Raw genomic sequence first — 21,479 nt, 5'->3', positions numbered from 1 at the left:
TTCTCCTAATGATTCGATGGTTTTAAAAACGCCAACCAGCGTTGTTCCAATTTACGAAAGATCCAAATGAGGATAAATGCCAGACAGGCATATAGCACAGCGGCAATACCAAAGGCATCAAACGTGGCATAAGTGGCAGCATTGACATCCCGTGCAATTTTGAGAATATCAGGCACGGTTGCAGTGAAGGCAATGGTGGTTGCGTGCAGCATCAAAATGACTTCATTGCCATAAAACGGCAATGCTCGGCGTAGCATAGATGGAATAATAATACGGGTATAGCGTTTCCAAGGTGACATGCCAAAGGCTTTTGCCGCCTCAATCTCGCCGTAGGGAATCGAACGTATGGCCCCTGCAAAAATTTCAGTGGTATAAGCCGCTGTATTGAGTGCAAACGCTAAAATGGTGCAATTAAGTCCTTCTCTAAAAAACTCATCGAGCCGTTCATGGGCATGCACAAATTCAAGGCTATAAATCCCAGTATAGATAATCAGTAGCTGCACATATAAGGGGGTACCACGGAAAATATAAGTAAAAAACCAAACAGGTCCACGTACAAAAGCATGCTCAGAAACTCGAGCAATTGACAAAGGCACAGCCAGAACAAAACCAATCGCAATCGATAAGACCAGTAGCCATGCGGTCATGGCGACCCCAGTCATTTGAAAACCATCGGTCCACAGATAGGACTGCCAGTATTGTTGAATAATTTCAATCATAGTTGTCCCTTTTTCACACCAGCAGAATAACGACGTTCCAGCCACATGAGAATCAAATTCGAAAGGGTGGTGATGGCCAGATAAATGACGGCTGCAACAATACTGAAATAGAACACTTGCATGCTGCTTCGACCTGCATCTTGGGTAATTTTGACGATGTCGGTCAAACCAATTAAGGACACCAAGGCAGTGGCTTTGATGAGGACTTGCCAGTTATTGCCAATCCCCGGTAAGGCAAAACGCATCATTTGTGGAAAGAGGACACGCCTGAAGACTTGAAATGGGGTCATGCCATAGGCATATGCAGCTTCAAGTTGACCTTTGGGGACGGCTTGAAATGCGCCACGGAAGGTTTCCGTAAAATAGGCCCCATAAATAAAGGCTAAAGTAATCACCCCTGCCACAAAGGGATTGATGTCAATTTGCTCCATATGGATCGATTCGGTAATGGAGTTCAGTCCAAGTTGCAGGCTATAGAACAGCAATAACATGATCACCAGATCAGGAACACTACGAATGAGCGTGGTATAGAGAGTTGCAACATGACGTAAGATTTGAATACGAGAGAGTTTGGCACTTGCCCCAAACAATCCAATAATGATCGAAAGTACCAGTGATAACAAAGCAAGCTGTATGGTCATCCAAGTGCCACTGAGTAATACGGGACCATAGCCAGACAGAAACATACTCAGTTTCTCCGAGTAAAAATATAAAATTTTATAAATCAGCAATATATATAGGGTGTCGGTGTTGAACCGACACCCTATATATTAATAAATGCTGAAGGAGAAGTATTTTTTCTCGAGTTTCTTATAGGTGCCGTCGGCAATAATTTCAGCTAACGCTTTATCAATATTCTTTTTAAGATCGACATCTTCTTTACGTAAGCCGATTGCAGCCCCTACACCGAGTGTTTTGGCATCGACAACATTATTGCCTGCAAAAGCAAAGCCTTTGCCTTTGGCTGATTTTAGGAAACCAGCATCGACCATAATCGCATCTTGTAATGTTGCATCTAGACGTCCCGAAACCATGTCTTGGTAAAGCACATCTTGGTTTGGATAAGGAACTACATTGACACCTTTAGGCGCCCAATAGGCTTTTGCATAGCCTTCTTGAATCGTACCTTGTTGTACACCCACACGTTTACCTTTTAGGGATGCAGGAGTAGGGAGTAAAGGAGAGCCTTTCTTTGCAACCATGCGAGTAGGCGTGTTGTAAATTTTATTGCTAAATGCGATTTGTTTTGCGCGATCCGTAGTGACCGTCATTGAAGACAGAATACCGTCGAATTTTTTCGCTTTGAGCGCAGGAATCATCCCATCAAAGGAATTTTCTACCCACACGCATTTGGCTTTTAATTTGGCACAAATGGCATTGCCCAAGTCGATGTCAAAACCGACCAGCTTATTGTCTGGTGTTTTATATTCAAAAGGCGCATACGCAGATTCTGTGCCAAAACGAATGGTTTTCCATTCTTTTGCTTGGACAGTACTGCTTAGTGCTACGGCTACGAATGTAGTGGAAAGTAGTAATTTTTTTTGCCAGTTTTTCATTTTAAATATAGCCATCCGTAAAAAATCAAATCTAAGAAATAAGACCAAGATAGAACTTACCCTACTGAGTACTTTTGAATAAAAGCAACATCTATACCAGCTTTCGGCTCTTAGAAGATCGATGGATCTTGTCGCCATGAGAGATGAGGAAATAAGGGTATTTTTTCGGTTGGAATAATTTTTATCTGAGAACGTCCTGTTCATATGTTTTTATCATATGAAAAAATGAAGGTGAGACATAGTTGAAATATACCTGAAGTCTTGTGCGCTATGGCGTACAGAACTGATGATTTTTTAACAGTGGATCAATGTTTTACAAGACTATTTTTCAGTGCTGAATAGCTTATAAGTAAGTTGAAGTACTGCAATAGCACCGGATCTGAAAACAAAAAAACCGAACGTTTAAGCTCGGCTTTATGAATGACGCAACTTAAAGGAGTGGTATTAGCTTAGAGGAAGAAGCTCATCTTTTAAGTTCAGTATTTGCTGCATCTGGGCGCGAATTTTTCGCTCAGTTTTTCGTACATTATGTGCATTAATTCTTTTGCTCATGGCTCGAATTGGAATAAATAATTTCTCACCCATACCATCGACCAAGACAAATTCGGGCTTATTATTTCGCCGCTCTGTATACATAATCCCTGCGATGTTTACCTCACCGAAGATAATGTGTAAGTCGCAGCAAAGCTGAAAAAAGTCATCTAGAGCTTTGGCGTGTTTATCCTCAAATTGATGTGATTTGCATAACTCAAATAAAGTCATGCCTTCACCACTTGGGCAGACAATTTTTTCAGTCACAAAACCCAAGCCTACAGAAGTTTTCACAAAACCATAAGGCATTTCGACAGGAAAGCTAAAGATATTATTTTTATAATGATTTTTACATAGCTGTAGATATTGCAATAATTCACGGCGGAATTGGCGATAAACGCCTTGCGACATTCTACGTTTAAGTTTGCCATGTCCTTTCCAGCCACCATCTTCATCCACTCGATTTGGATTCATGACTTTGATGATTTTGTTTTCATCCTCAGGATGCTGAAACACCATTTTTGAACAGCCTTGTCCGATACATTGCAGTTCATCTAATTGATAAATCATAGGGCCTTCTATCAGGAGATATACAAGAAAAGCATCATTAGAAATGTGACATTTCATGTGATTGAAATGACTATTTTACAAAAAAATAAATAAAATTTCATGAAACTTTAATATTTATGTCATATAGAAGGCTATTAGACAGAAAATAAAGGCTTGTATTGTAGTTATAACAAGGCATTGATCTAAAATTTGAAGAATAAAAAAACCGAGCGTTTAAGCTCGGTTTTCTTGAATCTGTAATTGATTAGATATCAGAAAGGTCGATACCTAAACGTGCAGCAACTTCTTCATAAGCTTCAACCACACCACCTAAACCTTGACGGAAACGGTCTTTGTCGAGTTTTTTCTTGGTTTCTTTGTCCCATAGACGACAACCGTCTGGAGAGAACTCATCACCAAGAACAATACGATCGTGGAATACACCAAACTCAAGTTTGAAGTCCACAAGTAGCATGCCACCTTGGTCAAATAAGTTTTTAAGCACTTCGTTCACTTGGTAAGTGAGGACTTTCATTTGCTCAAGTTGCTCAGCAGTTGCCCAACCTAAAGCAATCGCTTGAGACTCATTGACCATTGGGTCACCAAGCGCATCATCTTTGAAAAATAATTCAAAAGTCGGCGGGGTTAATTCCTTACCTTCTTCTACACCTAAGCGACGGCATAAAGAACCTGCTGCATAATTACGAATTACACATTCAACAGGGATCATGCTGAGTTTTTTCACTAGAACTTCTGTTGGAGAAAGAAGTTTTTCAAAGTGAGTCTCAATGCCAGCCGCAGCCAATTTATCCATGATAAAGGCGTTAAAACGGTTGTTCACCTTACCTTTACGATCTAGTTGTTCGATCTTTTCACCATTGAATGCCGAAGCATCATCACGAAAGACTAAAATCAGGTGGTCTGCACTGTCTGTTTCATAGACAGATTTCGCTTTACCAGTATAGAGCAAGGTTTGTTTTAACATGAGGGAACCTTTTTCAAAAAAAAATGCCTAGTACGACTAGGCTGGCCAATTTTGGTAAATCTGGGTTAACAATTCTGTGGCTTTTTCAGGCGCTGCAAAACTGTTATCGGCATTGAACACAGCGAGGTTGTTGCTGCTACCGACCGCGGTCAGTCTTAACACATAGACCTGTTGATCGATTTTAATGGTTGCTTCATAACCATTTTTGCTTTGACCAACAATTTGATGGTTGAGGCTGCTGAGGGTGGCAAGCGTATATTGCCAAATTGTAGCAGAATTTCCCTCAATTTTGAGCAGCGGATTCTTATTTCCGTCAATAATCAATTGAGGGCGACTCACAGCTGTATCAACTGTTTCCGTTGATTCTGCATTCGACATGACTTGAGCAGCTTGAGGGCGCGGCATTGCAAAACGGTTTCCGCGCTTGTTTTCAAGTACAGGTGCATGTTCAAGAGCGAGTGCTTCAACCGTTGGAGCTGGATACAACGGCGTTGCAGGTCGAACCATAGAGCCTTCAGGGTACTTAAGAGGTTCTAAGGTTGCTGTTTCTTTATAGTCCAAACTACCGTTATTGACTGCAAGGGAACTACAACCCGCTAAACTGACGACTGAAAGTGCGAGAGTAAGACCTAAACGTAATTGCATATTGATGTGCTCTTTATTTAATGACACCCGCCGTTGTGAGTGCTTCACGGAGCGGTGTGCGATATTGTTCTGCAAGTGGTGTTAATGGTAAACGAATACCCGTTTCGATTAACTCCATTTCATGAAGTGCCCATTTCACAGGAATTGGGTTTGATTCGCAAAATAGAATTTCGTGTAAATTTGCAACTTGGGTATTTAGGTTTTCTGCTTTTTCAGCTTCGCCTGCCAGTGCTGCCGCGCAAACATTGCTCATTTCTTTGGGTGCAACGTTTGCAGTCACAGAAATATTACCTTTTGCTCCCGACAGAATCAGTTGATAAGCTGTTGCATCATCACCTGAATAGACGGTCATCGCTTTGCCAGCAAGGCCTTCGAGCAGTGCTTGACCACGAGGGACATCACCTGTGGCATCTTTGATGCCGACAATTTGTGGAATATCGGCCAAACGAATGACCGTTTCATTCGCCATATCAACACCCGTACGACCAGGTACGTTATACAGAATTTGAGGAAGATCAACAGCTTCAGCAATCGCTTTATAGTGCTGATATAAGCCTTCTTGGGTCGGTTTATTATAATAAGGGGTAACCAGAAGAGCAGCATCTGCACCGAGTTCTTTGGCTTCTTTCGTCAACTCGATGGCTTCACGCGTTGAATTCGCGCCAGTCCCCGCAATAATAGGGATGCGTTTGTTCGCGACACGAATGATTTCTTTAATCACTTGTGTATGCTCTTTCATGCTTAGAGTAGACGCTTCACCCGTTGTACCGACAGCAACAATGCTATTTGTGCCTTGTGCGATGTGCCACTCAACGAGCTTCTCTAGACCCTTCCAATCTACGCTGCCATCTTCAAACATAGGGGTGACGATTGCGACAATTGAGCCTTGGATGGTCTGTGCTTGCTGAGTCATTTTAAAAAAATATCCTATTTGTCCATCCAGTTAGGCCAGAAAAACATAAGATTGGATGGGTGCGTATTTTAATTTATAGCATTTTCAAAGCGCTGATGCATTGAATAATGCTTATGCAAATTATGAACGAACACAACATGAAGAACAATATGCTTTAGTCAAAGTGTATAAAAACTTTATCATTCGCTACAAAAATACAGCTTGTTCAAATGGTAGACAAAGAAATGCATCTTATTTTGCATCTGAAAAGAGCGTTTTGCATCACCTATGGCCATGGATTGAAGTATTTAAAGAAAGAATCTCTTCATCTCAATCGAGGCTTAGAAGCCGATCAAACTGAATATTGGGATATAAACGTCAGGATTGAAATGCTTTTAACGCTTACACGATTTCTCTAAACAGCGATGACATGTCCTTTTAACGTTATAGATCAATGTCCAGTATTTTGTTCTATATTCTATCTTCGCTTCAATTTGCCACAATACCCATTGCACTCAAGGCTGCGGTCATTTAATTTTGACCCGCGAGGATGAATACTGTTTTTAAATTAAGCTAAGCTTGGCCTTCGAGCGCAGAACAAAAAGGACAGAGAAGAATGCAGAAGAATATGGCATTGATTGTGGTGGATGTACAAAATGGTTTTACGCCTGGTGGAAATTTGGCGGTAGCAGGATCAGATCAAATTATTCCTAAAATTAATCAACTGGGGGATTATTTTGACAATATTGTACTCACCCAAGATTGGCATCCCGAAAATCATATTTCTTTTGCAGACAACCATCCCGATCAACAAGATTTTCAAACGATTGAATTGGACTATGGCACACAAGTACTCTGGCCACGTCACTGTGTACAAGGCACTCAGGATGCTGAATTGCATCCCGATCTTGACCTTGCCAAAGCGCAATTGATCATTCGTAAAGGATGTCATGTACACATTGATAGTTATTCCGCTTTTTTAGAAGCCGATCATAAAACCCAGACGGGACTCGCAGGCTATTTAAGAGAGCGTGGGATTGATACCGTGTTTATTGTTGGAATTGCAACTGACTTTTGTGTGGCATGGACGGCAATAGATGCCTGTAAACTCGGTTTTCAAACCTATGTGATTGCCGATGCTACCAAAGGTATTGATCTACATGGTTCTTTACAACATGCATGGCAAGAGATGCTGGCCCATGGAGTGAAACGTCTTTATTGCAAAGATATTGTGCAACAATATGCCATGAACTGATGAGCTGAACCAATCGGCTCACCTCAATCGCCAATATCGACATTATAAAAACATGTAGCAGGGAAAGGTCATGGGCACTTTTTTAAAATTTACCGCTTGGATTCAAAAAACCTTTGCCCTGTGGGTGGTGTTATTTGCAGGCATTGCGCTCCTAAGCCCTGAAACTTTTGTCTGGATGAAAGCTTATATCACGTGGATGTTAGGGCTGATCATGTTTGGTATGGGTATGACCATGACACTAGATGATTTTAAAGGGGTGATGCAAAGTCCTAAAGCGGTTGCAATTGGGGTAGCGGCTCAGTTTGTGGTGATGCCAAGCGTGGCTTATCTGTTGTGTTTATTATTTCGCTTGCCGACTGAAATTGCGATCGGGGTGATTTTGGTGGGGTGCTGTCCGGGTGGCACTGCATCCAATGTGATTACTTATATGGCGAAAGGCAATACGGCTTTGTCTGTCGCATGTACTACGGTATCGACCTTATTGGCACCTGTGTTGACTCCTGCGATTTTCTATTTGTTGGCCAGCCAATGGATTGAAATTAATGCATGGTCGATGCTGAGTTCAATTTTGCAGGTGGTCCTGTTCCCAATTATTTTAGGGCTAGTGGTACGTGCCGTGCTGAAACAGAAAGTCGAAAGCTATATTTCGGTGATGCCCTTAATTTCAGTGGTCGCAATTGTGCTGATTGTGGCGGCTATTATTGGCGGCTCAAAAGCACAAATTTTAGAATCAGGCTTATTGATTTTAGCTGTGGTGGCATTACATAACGCGATTGGTTATTTACTTGGCTTTGCAGCAGCACGGATGTTTCACTTGCCACATGCCGACTGTAAAGCGGTCTCGATTGAGGTCGGTATGCAAAACTCAGGACTAGGTGTGGCTTTGGCAGCTGTACATTTTGCCGCTTCGCCAATTACGGCTGTACCCAGCGCGATCTTTAGTTTGTGGCATAACATTTCAGGGCCAATTTTAGCCAGTTATTGGGCCGCGAAAGCAGATGCTACAGCCAAGAAAAAAAGTGAAAAGGAACATATGTCGGTTTGAATACTATACGCTGTTGCAGCTTTAAGCATAAAGTCAGGATGAATTTTCTATTTGGCATGAGGTTGTAACTAAACTGTCATAAAGACTACCTAACATCCCTGCCAAACACTTCATAACAGACTGTTGCAAACAGCATTGAGAGGGTATGGATAATTTTCAGCATTCATCGGCGACGTATTTTAACCGAGAGTTATCGTTATTTGAGTTTCATCAGCGGGTTTTAGCACAAGCATTAGATCCGAGTTTGCCAGTGCTGGAGCGTTTAACTTTTTTAATTATTTTTTCACGTAATTTAGATGAGTTTTTTGAAATTCGTATTGCGGGCTTGATGAAACAACGCGATATGAATGTGATAGCACGGACCCCTGATGCTGTTCCCACTGAAGTGATATTAGAAGACCTATCCCAATCCATTCATCGTGCCGTCAAAAAACAGTTTGAAGTTTTAAATCATTCGATTTTGCCTGAGTTACAAGCACAAGGCATTCAGTTCATCCAGTTCCAAGATATTTTAGAAAAACATAAAGCGTGGATTGCAGAATATTTTGCTAAAGAAATTCAACCGGTTTTGACCCCAATCAGCTTAGATCCGTCACACCCTTTTCCTCGCCTCGTGAATAAAAGCCTGAATTTCATTGTGAGTTTACAAGGTAAAGATGCTTTTGGACGAAGCATTGAAATGGCGATTGTCCCAGCGCCGCGCTCATTACCGCGTTTAATTCATATGCCGAAAAGCGTGGCAGGCAATATCGACACGCAGATTTTTTTAACTGCAATGATTCAGCAGCACATCAGTGATCTGTTTCCAGGGATGAAAGCCACGGGTTGTTATGCTTTTCGTGTGACGCGTAATGCTGATCTGATTTTGTCGGAAGATGTTGATGATTTGGCGGTGGCATTGAAAGATGAGCTGTCTTCACGCCGTTTTGGTCGTGCGGTGCGTTTAGAAATCGAAGATGACTGCCCCGAAGCGGTGATTGATTATCTGCTCAAGGAATTTGATTTAACTGAGCAGGAGCTTTATCGCATTGATGGGCCGATCAATCTCTCACGCCTCAGTACCAGTTGTGACCGACCTGAATTGAAGCATCCAGTGTTTATTCCAGTCATTCCCAAAGTTTTGCGTAAACAAAAAAGTACCTTTGATACCTTAAAAGCACAGGATGTGTTGTTGCATCATCCTTTTGATTCTTTTCAGCCTGTGATTGGTTTATTAAAAGAAGCAGCGAAAGACCCAAATGTGCTGGCGATTAAACAAACCCTTTACCGCAGTGGGCCTGACTCAGAAATTGTACAGGTCTTGGCAGAAGCAGCACGAAATGGCAAGGAAGTCACGGCAGTGATTGAGTTACGGGCGCGTTTTGATGAAGAGTCGAACATTATCGTGGCCAATATTTTGCAAGAAGCTGGGGCGGTGGTGGTGTATGGCATTGTCGGTTATAAAACCCATGCCAAAATGATTTTGATCGTACGCCGTGAAAATGCCCAGTTGATCCGTTATGCCCATCTGGGCACAGGCAATTATCATGCGGGTAATGCGCGTATGTATACCGATTATGGGTTGATGACCACACAGCCTGATATTTGTGAAGATGTACACCGTATGTTCCAAGAACTGACGGGGATGGGCAAAATGGCCAAATTGAAGGCGTTGTTACATGCGCCTTTTACGTTACACAGTGAACTGTTAAAACTGATTGAGCAAGAAATTCAGTTTGCGCAAGTCGGTCAAAAGGCGCGTATCATCATTAAAGTCAATGCCTTAACTGAGCCTCAGTTAATTGCTGCACTGTATCGTGCGTCACAAGCGGGGGTACAGGTTGATCTGATTATCCGTTCGATCTGCTGTTTGATTCCACAGGTCCAAGGCATGTCTGAGAATATCCGAGTACGTTCGATTGTGGGCCGTTTTCTGGAACATACCCGCGTGTATTTTTTTGAGCATGGCGGTGAGAAAAAGCTGTACTGTGCCAGCGCAGATTGGATGGGACGTAATTTATTTTCGCGTGTTGAAACCTGCTTTCCAATATTAGATCGCGTTTTGAAAAAGCAGATTTATAAAGACGGATTAATCAGTTACTTAAATGATTGTTTGAATGCTTGGGAGCTACAAGCCGATGGTCATTGGCTTAAAGTGGCCTGTACCGATCCAGAGCAAAGGTATAGTGCGCAGCAACATTTGATTGCGCAGAAGCAACTTAAAATTTAACAGTTGTCATAAAAAAGCCTGACATGCGTCAGGCTTTTTTATGGTTGGACCTAATTAAGAGGCTTTAGATTGTTTTGCTTTTAAAATTTCCGTTCTTAAGCTTTGCGCCAACTCTGCAGACTCAGCACCCATGCCATTGACCATAAAGGCATGACGGGTCAAGACATTGGTTGGATTAGGTAAATTCACCAATTGGTAACTTTCAGAAATGTCTTTCAATAATTCGTTGCTTAAATGTATGGCACTTTCTTTGGCCGATAACTGTTGGACCAAACGCTCAGCAGCTTGATTCGCAGATAGTTGCATCGCATCGACTGCGGTTGAAATGCCACAACGCGTTTGTAAAACAAAGCGCTTTTCTTCGCGGTAACGTTTATACAAAACCTCAGAAAGCAGTTGGAACACACTGCTGATCATCATTAAACATGGCACTGCATTGGGTGTGTCTGTCGACATGCTGAGGGTGGCACCATGCTCATTAAAGGATTGAACTGTAGTGATGTCCGAGCTGTTGAGTTTATAGTGTTTTAAACAGAGCTCTGTGCTTTTATTGAGGAAAATCTGACACAAATTAAAGTATGGAATAGACACGGTTGTATTCACCGAGTCCATCAACTGTTTCGGATCGTAGAATTGAATATTGAACGCAACCGAATGATTATCCACGATCACGGGTTTCTGTTCTTTAGGTTTTGCACTGGTTTTGATTTGTTGTTGTGCTTGAGCAATCGCGACCGCAGTATGGTGTTTTTCCTGTTCAAGCGTTTGGGTTAAAACTTGAATTTCATGTTTTAAGCGGGATTCGTTATTGATCCGTGCCAAATATTCGGTACGGCTTGGGCGCGCAATGGCGCGATAAGCTAACCACAGTAAACCATGAATCGCTAAGGACAATAAAATCGCTAACCACTGAGTACGTAAAATCTCACCCATACTTGGTTTAATGAGCGTGATTTCAATGCTACCCACTTTCTTTTCATTTTGCAGCGCATCACGGACAAACACTTCGCCGTCACGTGTTCGAACTTGTCCACCTGTCGCCAAGACTTGATTGTTGGCATCCAAAATACGAATGGAAGCTACGCTTGGGTTGGTCGCATAGCGATCCACCAAAAGCGCAAGGGAAACCGTGTTGGCAGGCTCCAGCTCTGCAAGACTGTCTGTGACCAATTGAGAGGTCATCAGTTGGCCTTGGTTGGCACGGTTTTCATTCAGTTGATGAGTCGTTGCCAATACCAATAAAAAGGTATGTAAAGCAAAACTTACAATTAATAGGCTAGCAAATAGCCCTTGTCTAGGCGCATTCAACGTAAACTTCCAAAGAAAATATATTCAATTTCGATTATGATTCTAACAATAGTCGTAGCTCAGACCCGAGTCAATTCATGCGAGAAATCATTCTTATTTCATTTTTAGGACCAGACCAGCCGAATCAGTTCACTCGATTAATGCAGGTTTTGTCCACTCATTCATTACAAATTTTAGATGTTGGACAAGCAGTTATTCATAACCAATTGACCTTAGGTATTGTTATTTCTTCAGACGACCAAACCGCAACAGCTTTGGCGATGAAGGAAATTCTAATTTTAGCACATGATATTGGTTTAACTGTACGTTTTAAACCAATCACTACAACTGAATATGACCAGTGGGTGAGCGAAGGTGGGCGGACGCGTTATATCGTCACGGCTTTGGCGCCAGAGCTTGAGGCATCTCACTTACAAGCAGTTACAAATATTGTGTCTAACCAAGGTTTCAACATCGAAACTGTGACCCGTTTGTCAGGTCGTCCAGTCTTAAATGGCGAAGTCGATGGGCCGAAACGCGCCTGTGTTCAATTTGGTTTAAGTGGTCAAATGCTGGATGCCGCAGCCATGCGTGCAGCTTGCTTGCGTTTGTCACATGAACTGAATGTGGATGTGGCGGTACAAGAAGATAATGCCTACCGTCGTAACCGCCGTTTGGTGTGTTTTGACATGGACTCGACTTTAATCGAGCAAGAAGTGATTGATGAGTTGGCGATTGAAGCGGGTGTCGGCGCACAAGTCGCTGAAATTACGGAACGTGCAATGCTGGGTGAGCTAGATTTTCAACAAAGCTTCCGTGCACGTGTCGCACTACTCAAAGGGATGGACGCTTCTGTCCTACCTAAAATTGCAGAACGTCTGACCGTTACAGAAGGTGCTGAACGCTTAATTTCGACTTTAAAAGCGTTGGGCTACCGCACGGCTATTTTGTCGGGTGGGTTCCAGTACTTTGCTGAGTATTTACAAGCGAAATTGGGCATTGATGAAGTGCATGCCAATATCCTAGATGTTGAAAATGGCGTAGTGACAGGTGACGTGAAAGGCCACATTGTCGATGGTGCACGTAAAGCATTATTGCTGCGTGAATTAGCTGAAAAGATGGGGATTTCGCTTGAACAAGCGATTGCTGTAGGCGATGGTGCAAACGATTTACCGATGCTGTCGATTGCGGGTTTAGGGGTCGCATTCCGAGCGAAACCTTTGGTAAGACAAAACGCTAATCAAGCTATTTCAAGTGTTGGTTTAGATGGTGTTCTGTATTTATTGGGCGTGCATGATAAAGATTTGAATCGTGCCTAAAAGCATCTTGGTGTTATCAGAAACGCAGCCTTTGAGCTGCGTTTTTTTGTTGCAAATTTAAGCAAAAAGCGATGAGTGGTCAGTGAAAAATGTTGATAAAAACAACGATCAACAGAATCGAAAAAAATATTTTTAAGCGCTGAAAATACGGGTTTTATTTTGTAATGACACGCCAAGACTGAGCGCGTCTTTGTTTTGGAAAAGTTCAAATCTAAAAAAATGTAATGACAATATAATATGGCGACAAGGTATGTCGCATTCTAAAAATACAAGCCTTTTTTTCTTTTCAAAACTGCTCATAATGCATGCATAGAGTTTGAAAGCTACACAATCCATTAATTTTAAACGGTATAGGGGATGAGTTCAGCACAGTGTATCAGTCGCCTGAATTTATCTTAGACGGAGGTTTTTATGGTAACAGCGAATTTAGCAACCATCGTTGGCTTAAGTTTAGTCGCCGCTGCGTTAATTGCTGTTTTCTTTTCGCCTTATCGTCGCTGGTTGAGTTTTATGGTGGCGGGTATGGTGTTTTGGGGAATCTTGGAAGTCATTCGCCTAGGTGTGCAAGCAGTGTTTGAAATGCCGATCACTTATAGCTACTTAACTGCTTTAACTTCAGCGATGCTTATTGTGACGATGTTGCTTCTACGTGAAGACCGTCGCGCAGAACGTGCACTGGCGCAGCGCCGTTGTATTGAACATACACCTGTATATGAAGATGACCAACAGCAGTGTTCTAGCCGCTAAGTCATAACCTCATACCGTAAAAGAAGATGCCTAGAGCATCTTTTTTACGTTCTTACATGATTGTTATACAAAGCCTAGCGGTAAAAATGGCAACTTGTGGTAGCATTGAAAACAGTCAATTTATCAACAATTACAATAGGCTTTCATGTCATGAAACTATCTTCAATTCCTGTGGTTAAACTTCCATTGGTTGATGTCAGCACGGATCCGCTGGATTTAATGGTTACTGGTTTGGCACTTCGTATGAAACAGCTGGCGCGTACCAGTCCAAAATTTATTGAATTAGTTCATGAACGTCAGTTCCGTATTCAAATTGGTACGGATTTGGGTATGGCACGCCAAATTATTGTGAACAATGGCCAGATTGATACCGTTTCAGGTGATGCTGAAAAAGCCGATTTTATTTTACAGTTTGCGGACAGTGAGCAGGGTGTGAAAACTTTAATCAAAGGCGACCCAACCGCATTTATGACGGGCATGCAAAACGGTAGCATTAAAATGGAAGGTGATTTTGGTCTCTTGGTTTGGTTTAACCAAGTTGCAAAATTGGTTCCACCAAAGTTACCAAAGCCTGTGAAAGCAAAAATTAAAGCCGCTCGCGCATTTTTGAAAGAAAAAACAGGTAAGTAAAAAGATTTTTTAAACGTCTCGATTCCGTCTCCTTTATAAAAGGCAGATTGAGAGTGATGAAATCGAAAAAGCCCTCTATCGAGGGCTTTTTTATGCATGGTGTTTTTATTCGATTTCTAAATTGAAAGTTACGGGCCCATCATTGACCAAATGTACTTTCATATCAGCAGCAAAAATACCGGTTTGCACATGCTCAAACTGAGTCTTGGTATATTCAACCAGTTGTTCGTATAAGGCCTCGGCATCATTCGGTGGCATGGCTGGTCCAAAGTCAGGACGTAAGCCTTTTTGGGTTTGCGCCATCAAGGTGAACTGCGAAACCAGAAGAATTCCACCACCAGCTTGGCTGACATTCCAGCCCATTTTGCCTTGTTCGTCGTCAAAAAAACGATACTTTAAAATTTTATCGATCAGTTTTTTGCCTTTATCTAAAGTGTCTTCTTTCCCAAGGCCTAAGAAAACCAAGATACCGTGTTGAATTTCGCCTGTGGTTTCACCATCGACCACCACTTTGGCTTCGAGAACGCGTTGTAATAAGGCCCGCATGACTGATTTTATCTACCATTTGATTGTGCAGACTGAAATTGTAGCAAACCAAGTGCAGCACAGGAGAGATATCGATTGAAAAAACAAGGTCGTTGCGTTGATATTTACAGCAATGTTTGAGGAAAAGAGCATAAGCCAAGCGCGATAGCAACAAAGACATCAACACTTGAATTCTGAATATAGAGAAAAGAGAGATGTACTGAGTAATTGGTCGAATAGCAAGACTGAATTACCAAAACATGGCTATGCAGTTTAAAAAAATGTGCTTTAATGCAATAAGTTGCTAAAAATCGAAAATGATATGTCTGCCATCATCCAATCCTTATTAGATACTGATCTGTACAAATTTACGATGCTACAGGTGGTTCTGCATAAGTTTCCCCAAGCGCATAGTGTGTACCAGTTCCGTTGTCGCAATTTGGATGACACTGTTTATCCTTTGGTCGACATTCTTGATGATTTAAATCACCAATTAGATTCGCTCTGCCAATTACGTTTTCAAGACGATGAGCTGCAGTACCTGCGTGGTTTGCGTTTTATCAAAAGTGATTTTGTCGATTATTTAGAGCTGTTTCAGCTCAAACGCCGTTTTATTGTGGCCAGTATCGATCACCAAGGTCGTTTAGACATTCGAATTGAAGGGCCGATGGTTCAAGCCATGATGTTTGAAATCTTTGTGCTTGCTATCGTCAATGAGCTGTATTTCCGCCGTATTCGAAGCGAAGAGGTCATGGCTGAGGGCGAACGTCGCTTACAGGCCAAAGTGGCTTTATTAAAACACTATGAAACATCGCAAACGCCAAATGATCCCCCATTTTTAGTTTCTGATTTTGGTACGCGGCGACGTTATAGTTTGGCGTGGCAAAAACATGTGATTGAGGTGTTTAATCAAGCTGCACCACATATTTTCCGTGGTACCAGTAATGTCTTAATTGCAAAGCAATTGGGTCTTACCCCGATTGGGACCATGGCGCATGAATTTCTACAAGCATTCCAAGCGCTGGATGTACGTTTACGTAATTTCCAAAAATCAGCACTGGAAACCTGGGTACAAGAGTACCGTGGTGATTTAGGTATTGCCTTGACGGATGTGGTGGGGATGGACGCATTCCTACGTGATTTTGATTTGTACTTTGCCAAGCTATTCGATGGTTTGCGTCATGACAGTGGCGACCCGTATGAATGGGGTGATAAGGCCTATGCCCACTATAAAAAGTTGAAAATTGACAGTAAAACCAAAATGCTGACCTTTAGTGATGGACTAAATTTAGACAAAGCGTGGGATCTGCACAACTATTTCAAAGACCGTTTCCAAGTCAGCTTCGGGATTGGCACCAATTTGACCAATGATATGGGACAAACGCCATTAAATATTGTGCTTAAACTGGTCGAGTGTAATGGCCAGTCGGTTGCGAAAATCTCGGACAGTCCGGGTAAAACGATGACGGATAACGACACCTTTTTAGCGTATTTACGTCAGGTTTTTGAGATTGCTGAAGCAGAAACCAATTAATTCAGAATATATACCATGCCAGAATCCGTTCTGGCATTGCGCATTAAAAAACTGGTGAATAGTGATATCTCTAATTCTGCTAAAAGAATGCAAAAAATCAGAATAATTGTAAAAATGAGTTGTGCTAAGATCAAAGCATGATCTGAAAATATACGAAATAATATGACACATTCTGCCTTTGATTTTGGCTTGTTGATAGACGCAGAGCAGTTGCTTCCGCATTTAGGTAATGACAAATTACGCATCGTCGATTTAAGTCGAGCTTCAGTCTATGACCAATTGCATATTCCACATGCTTTACATTTAAAGCCAAAATTTTTGGTGCGCCAAGATGAACAAGCCACCGGCCTACTTCCTGATGTAGAAGGTTTACAAGAGCTGATTCGTTATTTGAATATTTCACCCGAGCATCATGTCGTGGTCTATGATGATGAAGGTGGTGCTTGGGCGGGGCGTTTGATTTGGAATTTACACTGCTTAGGTTTTGAAAATACCAGTCTGCTGAATGGTGGAATTCATGCATGGCTTGCAGTAGGACTTCCAACCACTTCCGAAGTGGAGCAGTTTGAACCTGTCAGTGCTTTAGTACAGGTCGATCAAGCCAAAATACAGCAGTATCGAATTGAATATGCTGAGTTATTAGAGAAAGTTCAAAGCAGCCAAGTCCAACTCTGGGACTGCCGCACAGAAGACGAATATACCGGCCTGCGCCTTGCAGCGCGACGCGGCGGTCACATTCCAAATGCACTACATTTTGAATGGAGTACTGCCCTTAACCGTGAAAATCATTTAAGATTGCACCCTTTAGAACGCACGCAGCAACGCTTAGAACAATTGGGTTTTAACTTAAATGAACCTGTGGTGGTGTACTGTCAGTCACATCACCGTTCAGGACTGGCTTATATTTTAGGTCGTTTATTGGGTTGGAATATTCAGGCGTATGACGGTGCGTGGAGTGAATGGGGCAACCGCCTCGACAGTCCTATCATTACCGGAGAGATGCCGTCTTGAGCCTCACATCACGCTTAAAAAAACAAATTTTCATTCAAGCTCAACGTGTTGTACCCCAACATCAGTTATCACGTGTCGTGGGCAGAGTTGCAGCCAGCGAAAATCCGATTGTGAAAAATGCGGTCATCACTGCGTTTAAAGCACAGTACGGCATTGATATGTCGATTGCTGAGCAGAGCAATGCACTGAAGTTTAAGTCCTTTAATGAATTCTTTACCCGTGCATTAAAAGAGGGTGTACGTGATATTGATACCGATGCGACCAGTATTGTGTCACCTGCGGATGGTGCGATTTCACAGTTGGGTCCAATTGTGGAAGGTGATATTTTCCAAGCCAAAGGACAAAAATTCACCGTTGATAATTTAATTGCAGATCCGCAGTTGGCTGAACCGTTTAAAAATGGTCAGTTTGCAACGGTGTATTTATCGCCTAAAGATTATCACCGTGTGCATATGCCATTTGCAGGCACATTGACGGAAACCTTATATGTGCCGGGTGAATTGTTCTCGGTCAATCAAACCACTGCTGAAAACATTCCAGGCCTATTTGCCCGCAATGAACGGATGGTTTGTTTATTTGATACGGAAATCGGCCGTATGGCCGTGGTCCTCGTTGGCGCCATGATTGTGGCTGGGATTGAAACGGTTGCGACAGGAAAAGTGAAGCCTACTGGCCGTTTAGAGCTAAATCAGCATGACTTGTTCTTGGACAAAGGTGCTGAACTCGGTCGTTTCTACCTAGGCTCAACCGCTGTGGTACTGTTTGAAAAAGACAAAATGACGTGGGATGCAGCCTTTAAAGCCAACTCGACTGTGGTGATGGGTAAAGCGATGGGACATACGGTTTAATCGTTTCAGCTCTCGGTCACCGTCCTTGTTAAAGGGACGTTGAGAGACAAAAAAAGCACCGATATCGGTGCTTTTTTATGTTTCTGAATAAAGGTTTATTCAGGATTGTAGGTGCGTTCTTTGGGAAAAATCACTTTAAAAATAGAGCCTTGATTTTCTTTGGATTCAATTTCTAAATGTGCTTGGTGCTGCATTAATACGTGCTTCACAATTGCTAGTCCTAAGCCTGTGCCACCCGTTTGTCGACTGCGCGCGCTGTCAACACGATAGAAGCGTTCGGTTAAACGAGGTAAGTGCTTAGGATCAATGCCTATACCAGTATCTTCCACGGTAAAATAAGCCTGTTCACCATTGTCATGCCAACCCATGGTCACCGTTCCGCCTTTCGGCGTGTATTTGATGGCATTGGTAATTAGGTTACTAAAAGCGCTGGCCAACTCCATATCTGAACCGATTAAGTCGCAATGACTGTCGATGTCGAGATTGAGCGTATGCCCATAATCAATATTATAGGCATGAGCATCGTCATAAAGTTGGTTCATTAAGCTCGGCATATCAATGATTTGATTTTTAGCAATTTGCTTGTCATTTTCTAGGCGTGACAGTAATAGCAAATCATTCACCAAGGCATTCATGCGTTTAGCCTGTGCCTGCATTTGATCAAAGGCCCGCTTCCAACGTGGGTTGAGGTCTTCTTGGTCGGTAAAGGTTTCAATATAACCACTGAGTACTGTGAGTGGTGTACGTAGTTCATGTGAAATGTTATCGACAAAGTCTTTACGCATTTGTTCGAGATTGTGCATGCGGGTCACGTCATAGGCGACCAGTAAGCGACTTTCACCCCCAAATCGGGTCATTTTGACTTGAACATAATGTTCATCAAAACTGGATGACTTCATTTTTAAGCCATCTGGTGCCGCATCAATATTATTGTAATAATCCACAAAACTCGGTTGGCGTAATAAAGTCAAAATATTACGGCCACGGTCATTTTGTTCGATGCCTAATAACCGTTCTGCGGCAGGGTTCCACCATTCAATTTGTTGCATGTCATCGATCAGCACCACGGCTTCTTGCAAAGCGACCAATGATGACTGTGCCCGATCAATCAACCCGACCATTTCCGCTTGTACAATCCGTTCTTGGCGCTGTGCCCGATAGACATTAAACAATAATGCCCCCCAAATGCCCCCCAGATTGGGTGGAACTTCGTAGGGACGATTGGAAATCCAGTCATTGACTAAATACAAAGAGCGCATTTGCAGAATAAAAAAAACGGCAAAAGCAAAGGAAATACACGTCCAAAAATAACCGACGCCAAAGCCAATCAAGCTTGCAATCAGCAAGAAAAAGGCAAGGAGACGTAAGTCCTGTTTGGCAAAGCCCCATAAACTGCTGTATCGCGTTTTTTTATGCTCGCGCGCAAGTTCAGGGACCGGGTAGGGTTCATACATAAAACAAAATTAACCTAGGGCGATATCCGCACGTGTAGAGAATCGATAGCCTGTACCGCGAACTGTTTGCACAAAGCGATCTGCCGCATAAGGCTCAAGCACTTTACGTAAACGGCGAATATGCACGTCGATGGTACGGTCTTCAATATACACGTTTCCACCCCAGACTTGGTCAAGAAGTTGTGCACGGGTGTAGGCACGCTCAGGATGAGTCATGAAGAAGGCCAGTAAACGATACTCGGTTGGTCCCATGTCGAGGAAATTATTGCCAAAGCTGACCCGTTGGCTGACAGGGTCTAAGATTAAGCCATTGGCATCAATCGATTTTTCACCACTGAGCGCGTTAGCGCGGCGTAAAACCGCTTTAATACGTGAAACCAATTCGCGGGTCGAAAACGGTTTAGTCATGTAGTCATCTGCACCAGCGTCCAGACCTTGTACTTTATGGTCTTCTTCGCCACGTGCCGTGAGCATAATGACTGGAATTTCAGAGAGATTTTCATCGCGCTTGAGACGGCGACATAAGTCTACGCCACTGACGCCACCAGGCATCATCCAGTCGAGCAAGATCAAAGCAGGGCGCTGATCCACAATCATTTGGTGGGCTTGTTTTGCATCTTCTGCTTGTAAGCATTGAAAGCCTGCCATATCCAACGAGGTGTGAATCATTTCTCGAATGGGAAGTTCATCATCGACGATTAAAATGTAGTCATCTTTCACAACGCAATATCCTATTGTAGGTAACGGCAGGCCGTTTTAATTTTATGACAGGCTTATTACAAAGATTAATTATGACAGTATCATTGCAAAAAACAGACGATTGATGAAATTTGCAAAAAAATGTGACAAAAAATCGTCATATTGGGATTCAAAATTAATGGAAGTTTAATCTAAATTGCATTCGGAAATGCCGATTGCATCCAAATGAAAAGTCTTAGACATCCAATTTTTCCCGTGCATTCGGGTCTGAAAAGGTTTCTAGGAGTGAAATAAACACAATACGGCTGGAGGTTAAAACTTCTTCAAAGGATTGTTTAAACCCACTGACCACCCAACGGATCGCAATTTGCGTAACATAGCCATTGAGGCCTGTGGCGACCAGCGAAATTTCTCGTTCGGACCGGTTAATTTGCGGCATCATTAGCATCACAAAGGCTTGAATCATTCGGTCAAAACGGGTCATGGTTTCATGAATGGTGGCTTGGTTATGTAATTCTTGCACCAACATCGCATCGATATAAATAATACGCGCCATGCGGGGATTGTCTTTTAGGGTGGTGAGCAGGGCACGCAGTCCAGCATCAATCATTTTGTATGGATCTGAAGAGGCTTGCATGATGGCTTGCATGACATTGTGCTGTAACTCATCAATCAGCTTTAAAAAAATGGTTTGAAATAGTTGCTCACTTTTTTTAAACGACTCATAAAAATAACGTTCAGTAAGTTTGGCTTCATTACAAATATCTTTCACCGTCACGGCAAAAAAGCCGTGAGTGCCGTAGGCTTCAATTCCTGCTTCAATCAGTTTTTCACGACGCAGCTGTTTACGTTCAGAAAGCGATAAGCCCTTGAATTGTCTTTCTTTGGTTTTATTATTATCGCTGTTTTGTTGTACTGGTTCAGATGCCGTCATCAGATTTCATCGCCCTATTTGAAAGCCAAGGTTTTGCATAGTTTAGCAATAAACCACGACTCTACCTATGCGTAGGCTTTAATCTCTAGCTGGTTTTCATGGACT

Annotated in this window: 21 protein-coding genes; 9 read left to right on the top strand and 12 right to left on the bottom strand. The window is 42.4% G+C overall.

Annotation, left to right across the window (positions count from 1 at the left end; all coding sequences use genetic code 11):
- Positions 1-5: 5 nt before the first annotated feature.
- From HUK62_RS00590 to dapA, 7 genes are all read right to left on the bottom strand, one after another.
- Positions 6-719, bottom strand: coding sequence for an ABC transporter permease (locus tag HUK62_RS00590; RefSeq protein WP_004691821.1), 714 nt, complete (start codon positions 717-719; stop codon positions 6-8).
- Positions 716-1,405 (bottom strand): histidine ABC transporter permease HisQ, encoded by a 690-nt coding sequence (hisQ, locus tag HUK62_RS00585; protein ID WP_004691820.1) that lies wholly within the window; start codon positions 1,403-1,405, stop codon positions 716-718. The genes HUK62_RS00590 and hisQ overlap by 4 nt, the downstream gene beginning before the upstream one ends.
- Before the next feature lie 84 nt (positions 1,406-1,489).
- Positions 1,490-2,275 (bottom strand): ABC transporter substrate-binding protein, encoded by a 786-nt coding sequence (locus HUK62_RS00580; protein WP_004691819.1) that lies wholly within the window; start codon positions 2,273-2,275, stop codon positions 1,490-1,492.
- Positions 2,276-2,719: 444 nt separating this feature from the next.
- Entirely contained in the window at positions 2,720-3,376 is a 657-nt protein-coding gene (locus HUK62_RS00575) for a YrbL family protein (RefSeq protein WP_176536812.1), read from the bottom strand.
- A 244-nt stretch (positions 3,377-3,620) separates the two neighbouring features.
- Positions 3,621-4,340, bottom strand: coding sequence for a phosphoribosylaminoimidazolesuccinocarboxamide synthase (purC, locus tag HUK62_RS00570; protein WP_004691818.1), 720 nt, complete (start codon positions 4,338-4,340; stop codon positions 3,621-3,623).
- 36 nt (positions 4,341-4,376) lie between these two features.
- Positions 4,377-4,985 carry a hypothetical protein gene (locus HUK62_RS00565; RefSeq protein ID WP_005401459.1) on the bottom strand — a complete coding sequence of 203 codons (609 nt, stop codon included), beginning with the start codon at positions 4,983-4,985 and terminating at the stop codon, positions 4,377-4,379.
- Positions 4,986-4,998: 13 nt separating this feature from the next.
- Positions 4,999-5,898, bottom strand: coding sequence for a 4-hydroxy-tetrahydrodipicolinate synthase (gene dapA, locus HUK62_RS00560; RefSeq protein WP_094148429.1), 900 nt, complete (start codon positions 5,896-5,898; stop codon positions 4,999-5,001).
- Positions 5,899-6,493: 595 nt separating this feature from the next.
- Between dapA and pncA the strand changes: the two genes are divergently transcribed.
- From pncA to ppk1, 3 genes are all read left to right on the top strand, one after another.
- A complete protein-coding gene (gene pncA, locus HUK62_RS00555; RefSeq protein ID WP_176536811.1) occupies positions 6,494-7,132 on the top strand; it encodes a bifunctional nicotinamidase/pyrazinamidase in 639 nt (212 codons plus the stop codon).
- A gap of 70 nt (positions 7,133-7,202) precedes the next feature.
- Complete coding sequence (locus HUK62_RS00550; RefSeq protein ID WP_176536810.1) at positions 7,203-8,177, top strand: bile acid:sodium symporter family protein; 975 nt, start codon at positions 7,203-7,205, stop codon at positions 8,175-8,177.
- A gap of 145 nt (positions 8,178-8,322) precedes the next feature.
- Entirely contained in the window at positions 8,323-10,386 is a 2,064-nt protein-coding gene (gene ppk1, locus HUK62_RS00545; protein ID WP_176536809.1) for a polyphosphate kinase 1, read from the top strand.
- A 54-nt stretch (positions 10,387-10,440) separates the two neighbouring features.
- Here the strand turns inward: ppk1 and HUK62_RS00540 are convergent, their stop codons facing one another.
- Positions 10,441-11,694: a hypothetical protein gene (locus HUK62_RS00540; RefSeq protein WP_176536808.1), complete on the bottom strand. Its 1,254-nt coding sequence runs from the start codon at positions 11,692-11,694 to the stop codon at positions 10,441-10,443.
- Between the two features lie 77 nt (positions 11,695-11,771).
- On the opposite strand from HUK62_RS00540, the gene serB reads away from it, so the two are divergent.
- From serB to HUK62_RS00525, 3 genes are all read left to right on the top strand, one after another.
- A complete protein-coding gene (gene serB / locus HUK62_RS00535) occupies positions 11,772-12,992 on the top strand; it encodes a phosphoserine phosphatase SerB (RefSeq protein WP_176536807.1) in 1,221 nt (406 codons plus the stop codon).
- A 411-nt stretch (positions 12,993-13,403) separates the two neighbouring features.
- Positions 13,404-13,739, top strand: a complete 336-nt coding sequence (aciT, locus tag HUK62_RS00530; RefSeq protein WP_004691806.1) for a ciprofloxacin tolerance protein AciT — start codon at positions 13,404-13,406, stop codon at positions 13,737-13,739.
- A 150-nt stretch (positions 13,740-13,889) separates the two neighbouring features.
- Positions 13,890-14,369, top strand: a complete 480-nt coding sequence (locus HUK62_RS00525; RefSeq protein ID WP_004691804.1) for an SCP2 sterol-binding domain-containing protein — start codon at positions 13,890-13,892, stop codon at positions 14,367-14,369.
- Positions 14,370-14,474: 105 nt separating this feature from the next.
- Here the strand turns inward: HUK62_RS00525 and dtd are convergent, their stop codons facing one another.
- Positions 14,475-14,915, bottom strand: a complete 441-nt coding sequence (gene dtd / locus HUK62_RS00520; protein WP_058951495.1) for a D-aminoacyl-tRNA deacylase — start codon at positions 14,913-14,915, stop codon at positions 14,475-14,477.
- Between the two features lie 301 nt (positions 14,916-15,216).
- Between dtd and pncB the strand changes: the two genes are divergently transcribed.
- From pncB to asd, 3 genes are all read left to right on the top strand, one after another.
- Positions 15,217-16,428 carry a nicotinate phosphoribosyltransferase gene (gene pncB / locus HUK62_RS00515; protein WP_176536806.1) on the top strand — a complete coding sequence of 404 codons (1,212 nt, stop codon included), beginning with the start codon at positions 15,217-15,219 and terminating at the stop codon, positions 16,426-16,428.
- A gap of 162 nt (positions 16,429-16,590) precedes the next feature.
- Positions 16,591-17,439: a sulfurtransferase gene (locus tag HUK62_RS00510; RefSeq protein ID WP_176536805.1), complete on the top strand. Its 849-nt coding sequence runs from the start codon at positions 16,591-16,593 to the stop codon at positions 17,437-17,439.
- Positions 17,436-18,287 carry an archaetidylserine decarboxylase gene (asd, locus tag HUK62_RS00505; protein ID WP_176536804.1) on the top strand — a complete coding sequence of 284 codons (852 nt, stop codon included), beginning with the start codon at positions 17,436-17,438 and terminating at the stop codon, positions 18,285-18,287. Before HUK62_RS00510 ends, asd begins: the two co-directional genes overlap by 4 nt.
- Before the next feature lie 95 nt (positions 18,288-18,382).
- Here the strand turns inward: asd and phoR are convergent, their stop codons facing one another.
- The 3 genes from phoR to HUK62_RS00490 all read right to left on the bottom strand — a co-directional run bounded on the left by phoR (position 18,383) and on the right by HUK62_RS00490 (position 21,374).
- A complete protein-coding gene (gene phoR, locus HUK62_RS00500) occupies positions 18,383-19,741 on the bottom strand; it encodes a phosphate regulon sensor histidine kinase PhoR (RefSeq protein ID WP_004691795.1) in 1,359 nt (452 codons plus the stop codon).
- Between the two features lie 9 nt (positions 19,742-19,750).
- Entirely contained in the window at positions 19,751-20,461 is a 711-nt protein-coding gene (phoB, locus tag HUK62_RS00495) for a phosphate regulon transcriptional regulator PhoB (protein WP_004691794.1), read from the bottom strand.
- 214 nt (positions 20,462-20,675) lie between these two features.
- Positions 20,676-21,374 (bottom strand): TetR family transcriptional regulator, encoded by a 699-nt coding sequence (locus tag HUK62_RS00490; protein ID WP_176536803.1) that lies wholly within the window; start codon positions 21,372-21,374, stop codon positions 20,676-20,678.
- Between the last annotated feature and the right edge of the window lie 105 nt (positions 21,375-21,479).

Source organism: Acinetobacter sp. NEB 394, from assembly GCF_013374795.1.
Lineage (GTDB): Bacteria > Pseudomonadota > Gammaproteobacteria > Pseudomonadales > Moraxellaceae > Acinetobacter > Acinetobacter johnsonii.
This window is presented reverse-complemented; position numbering and strand designations above follow the sequence as displayed.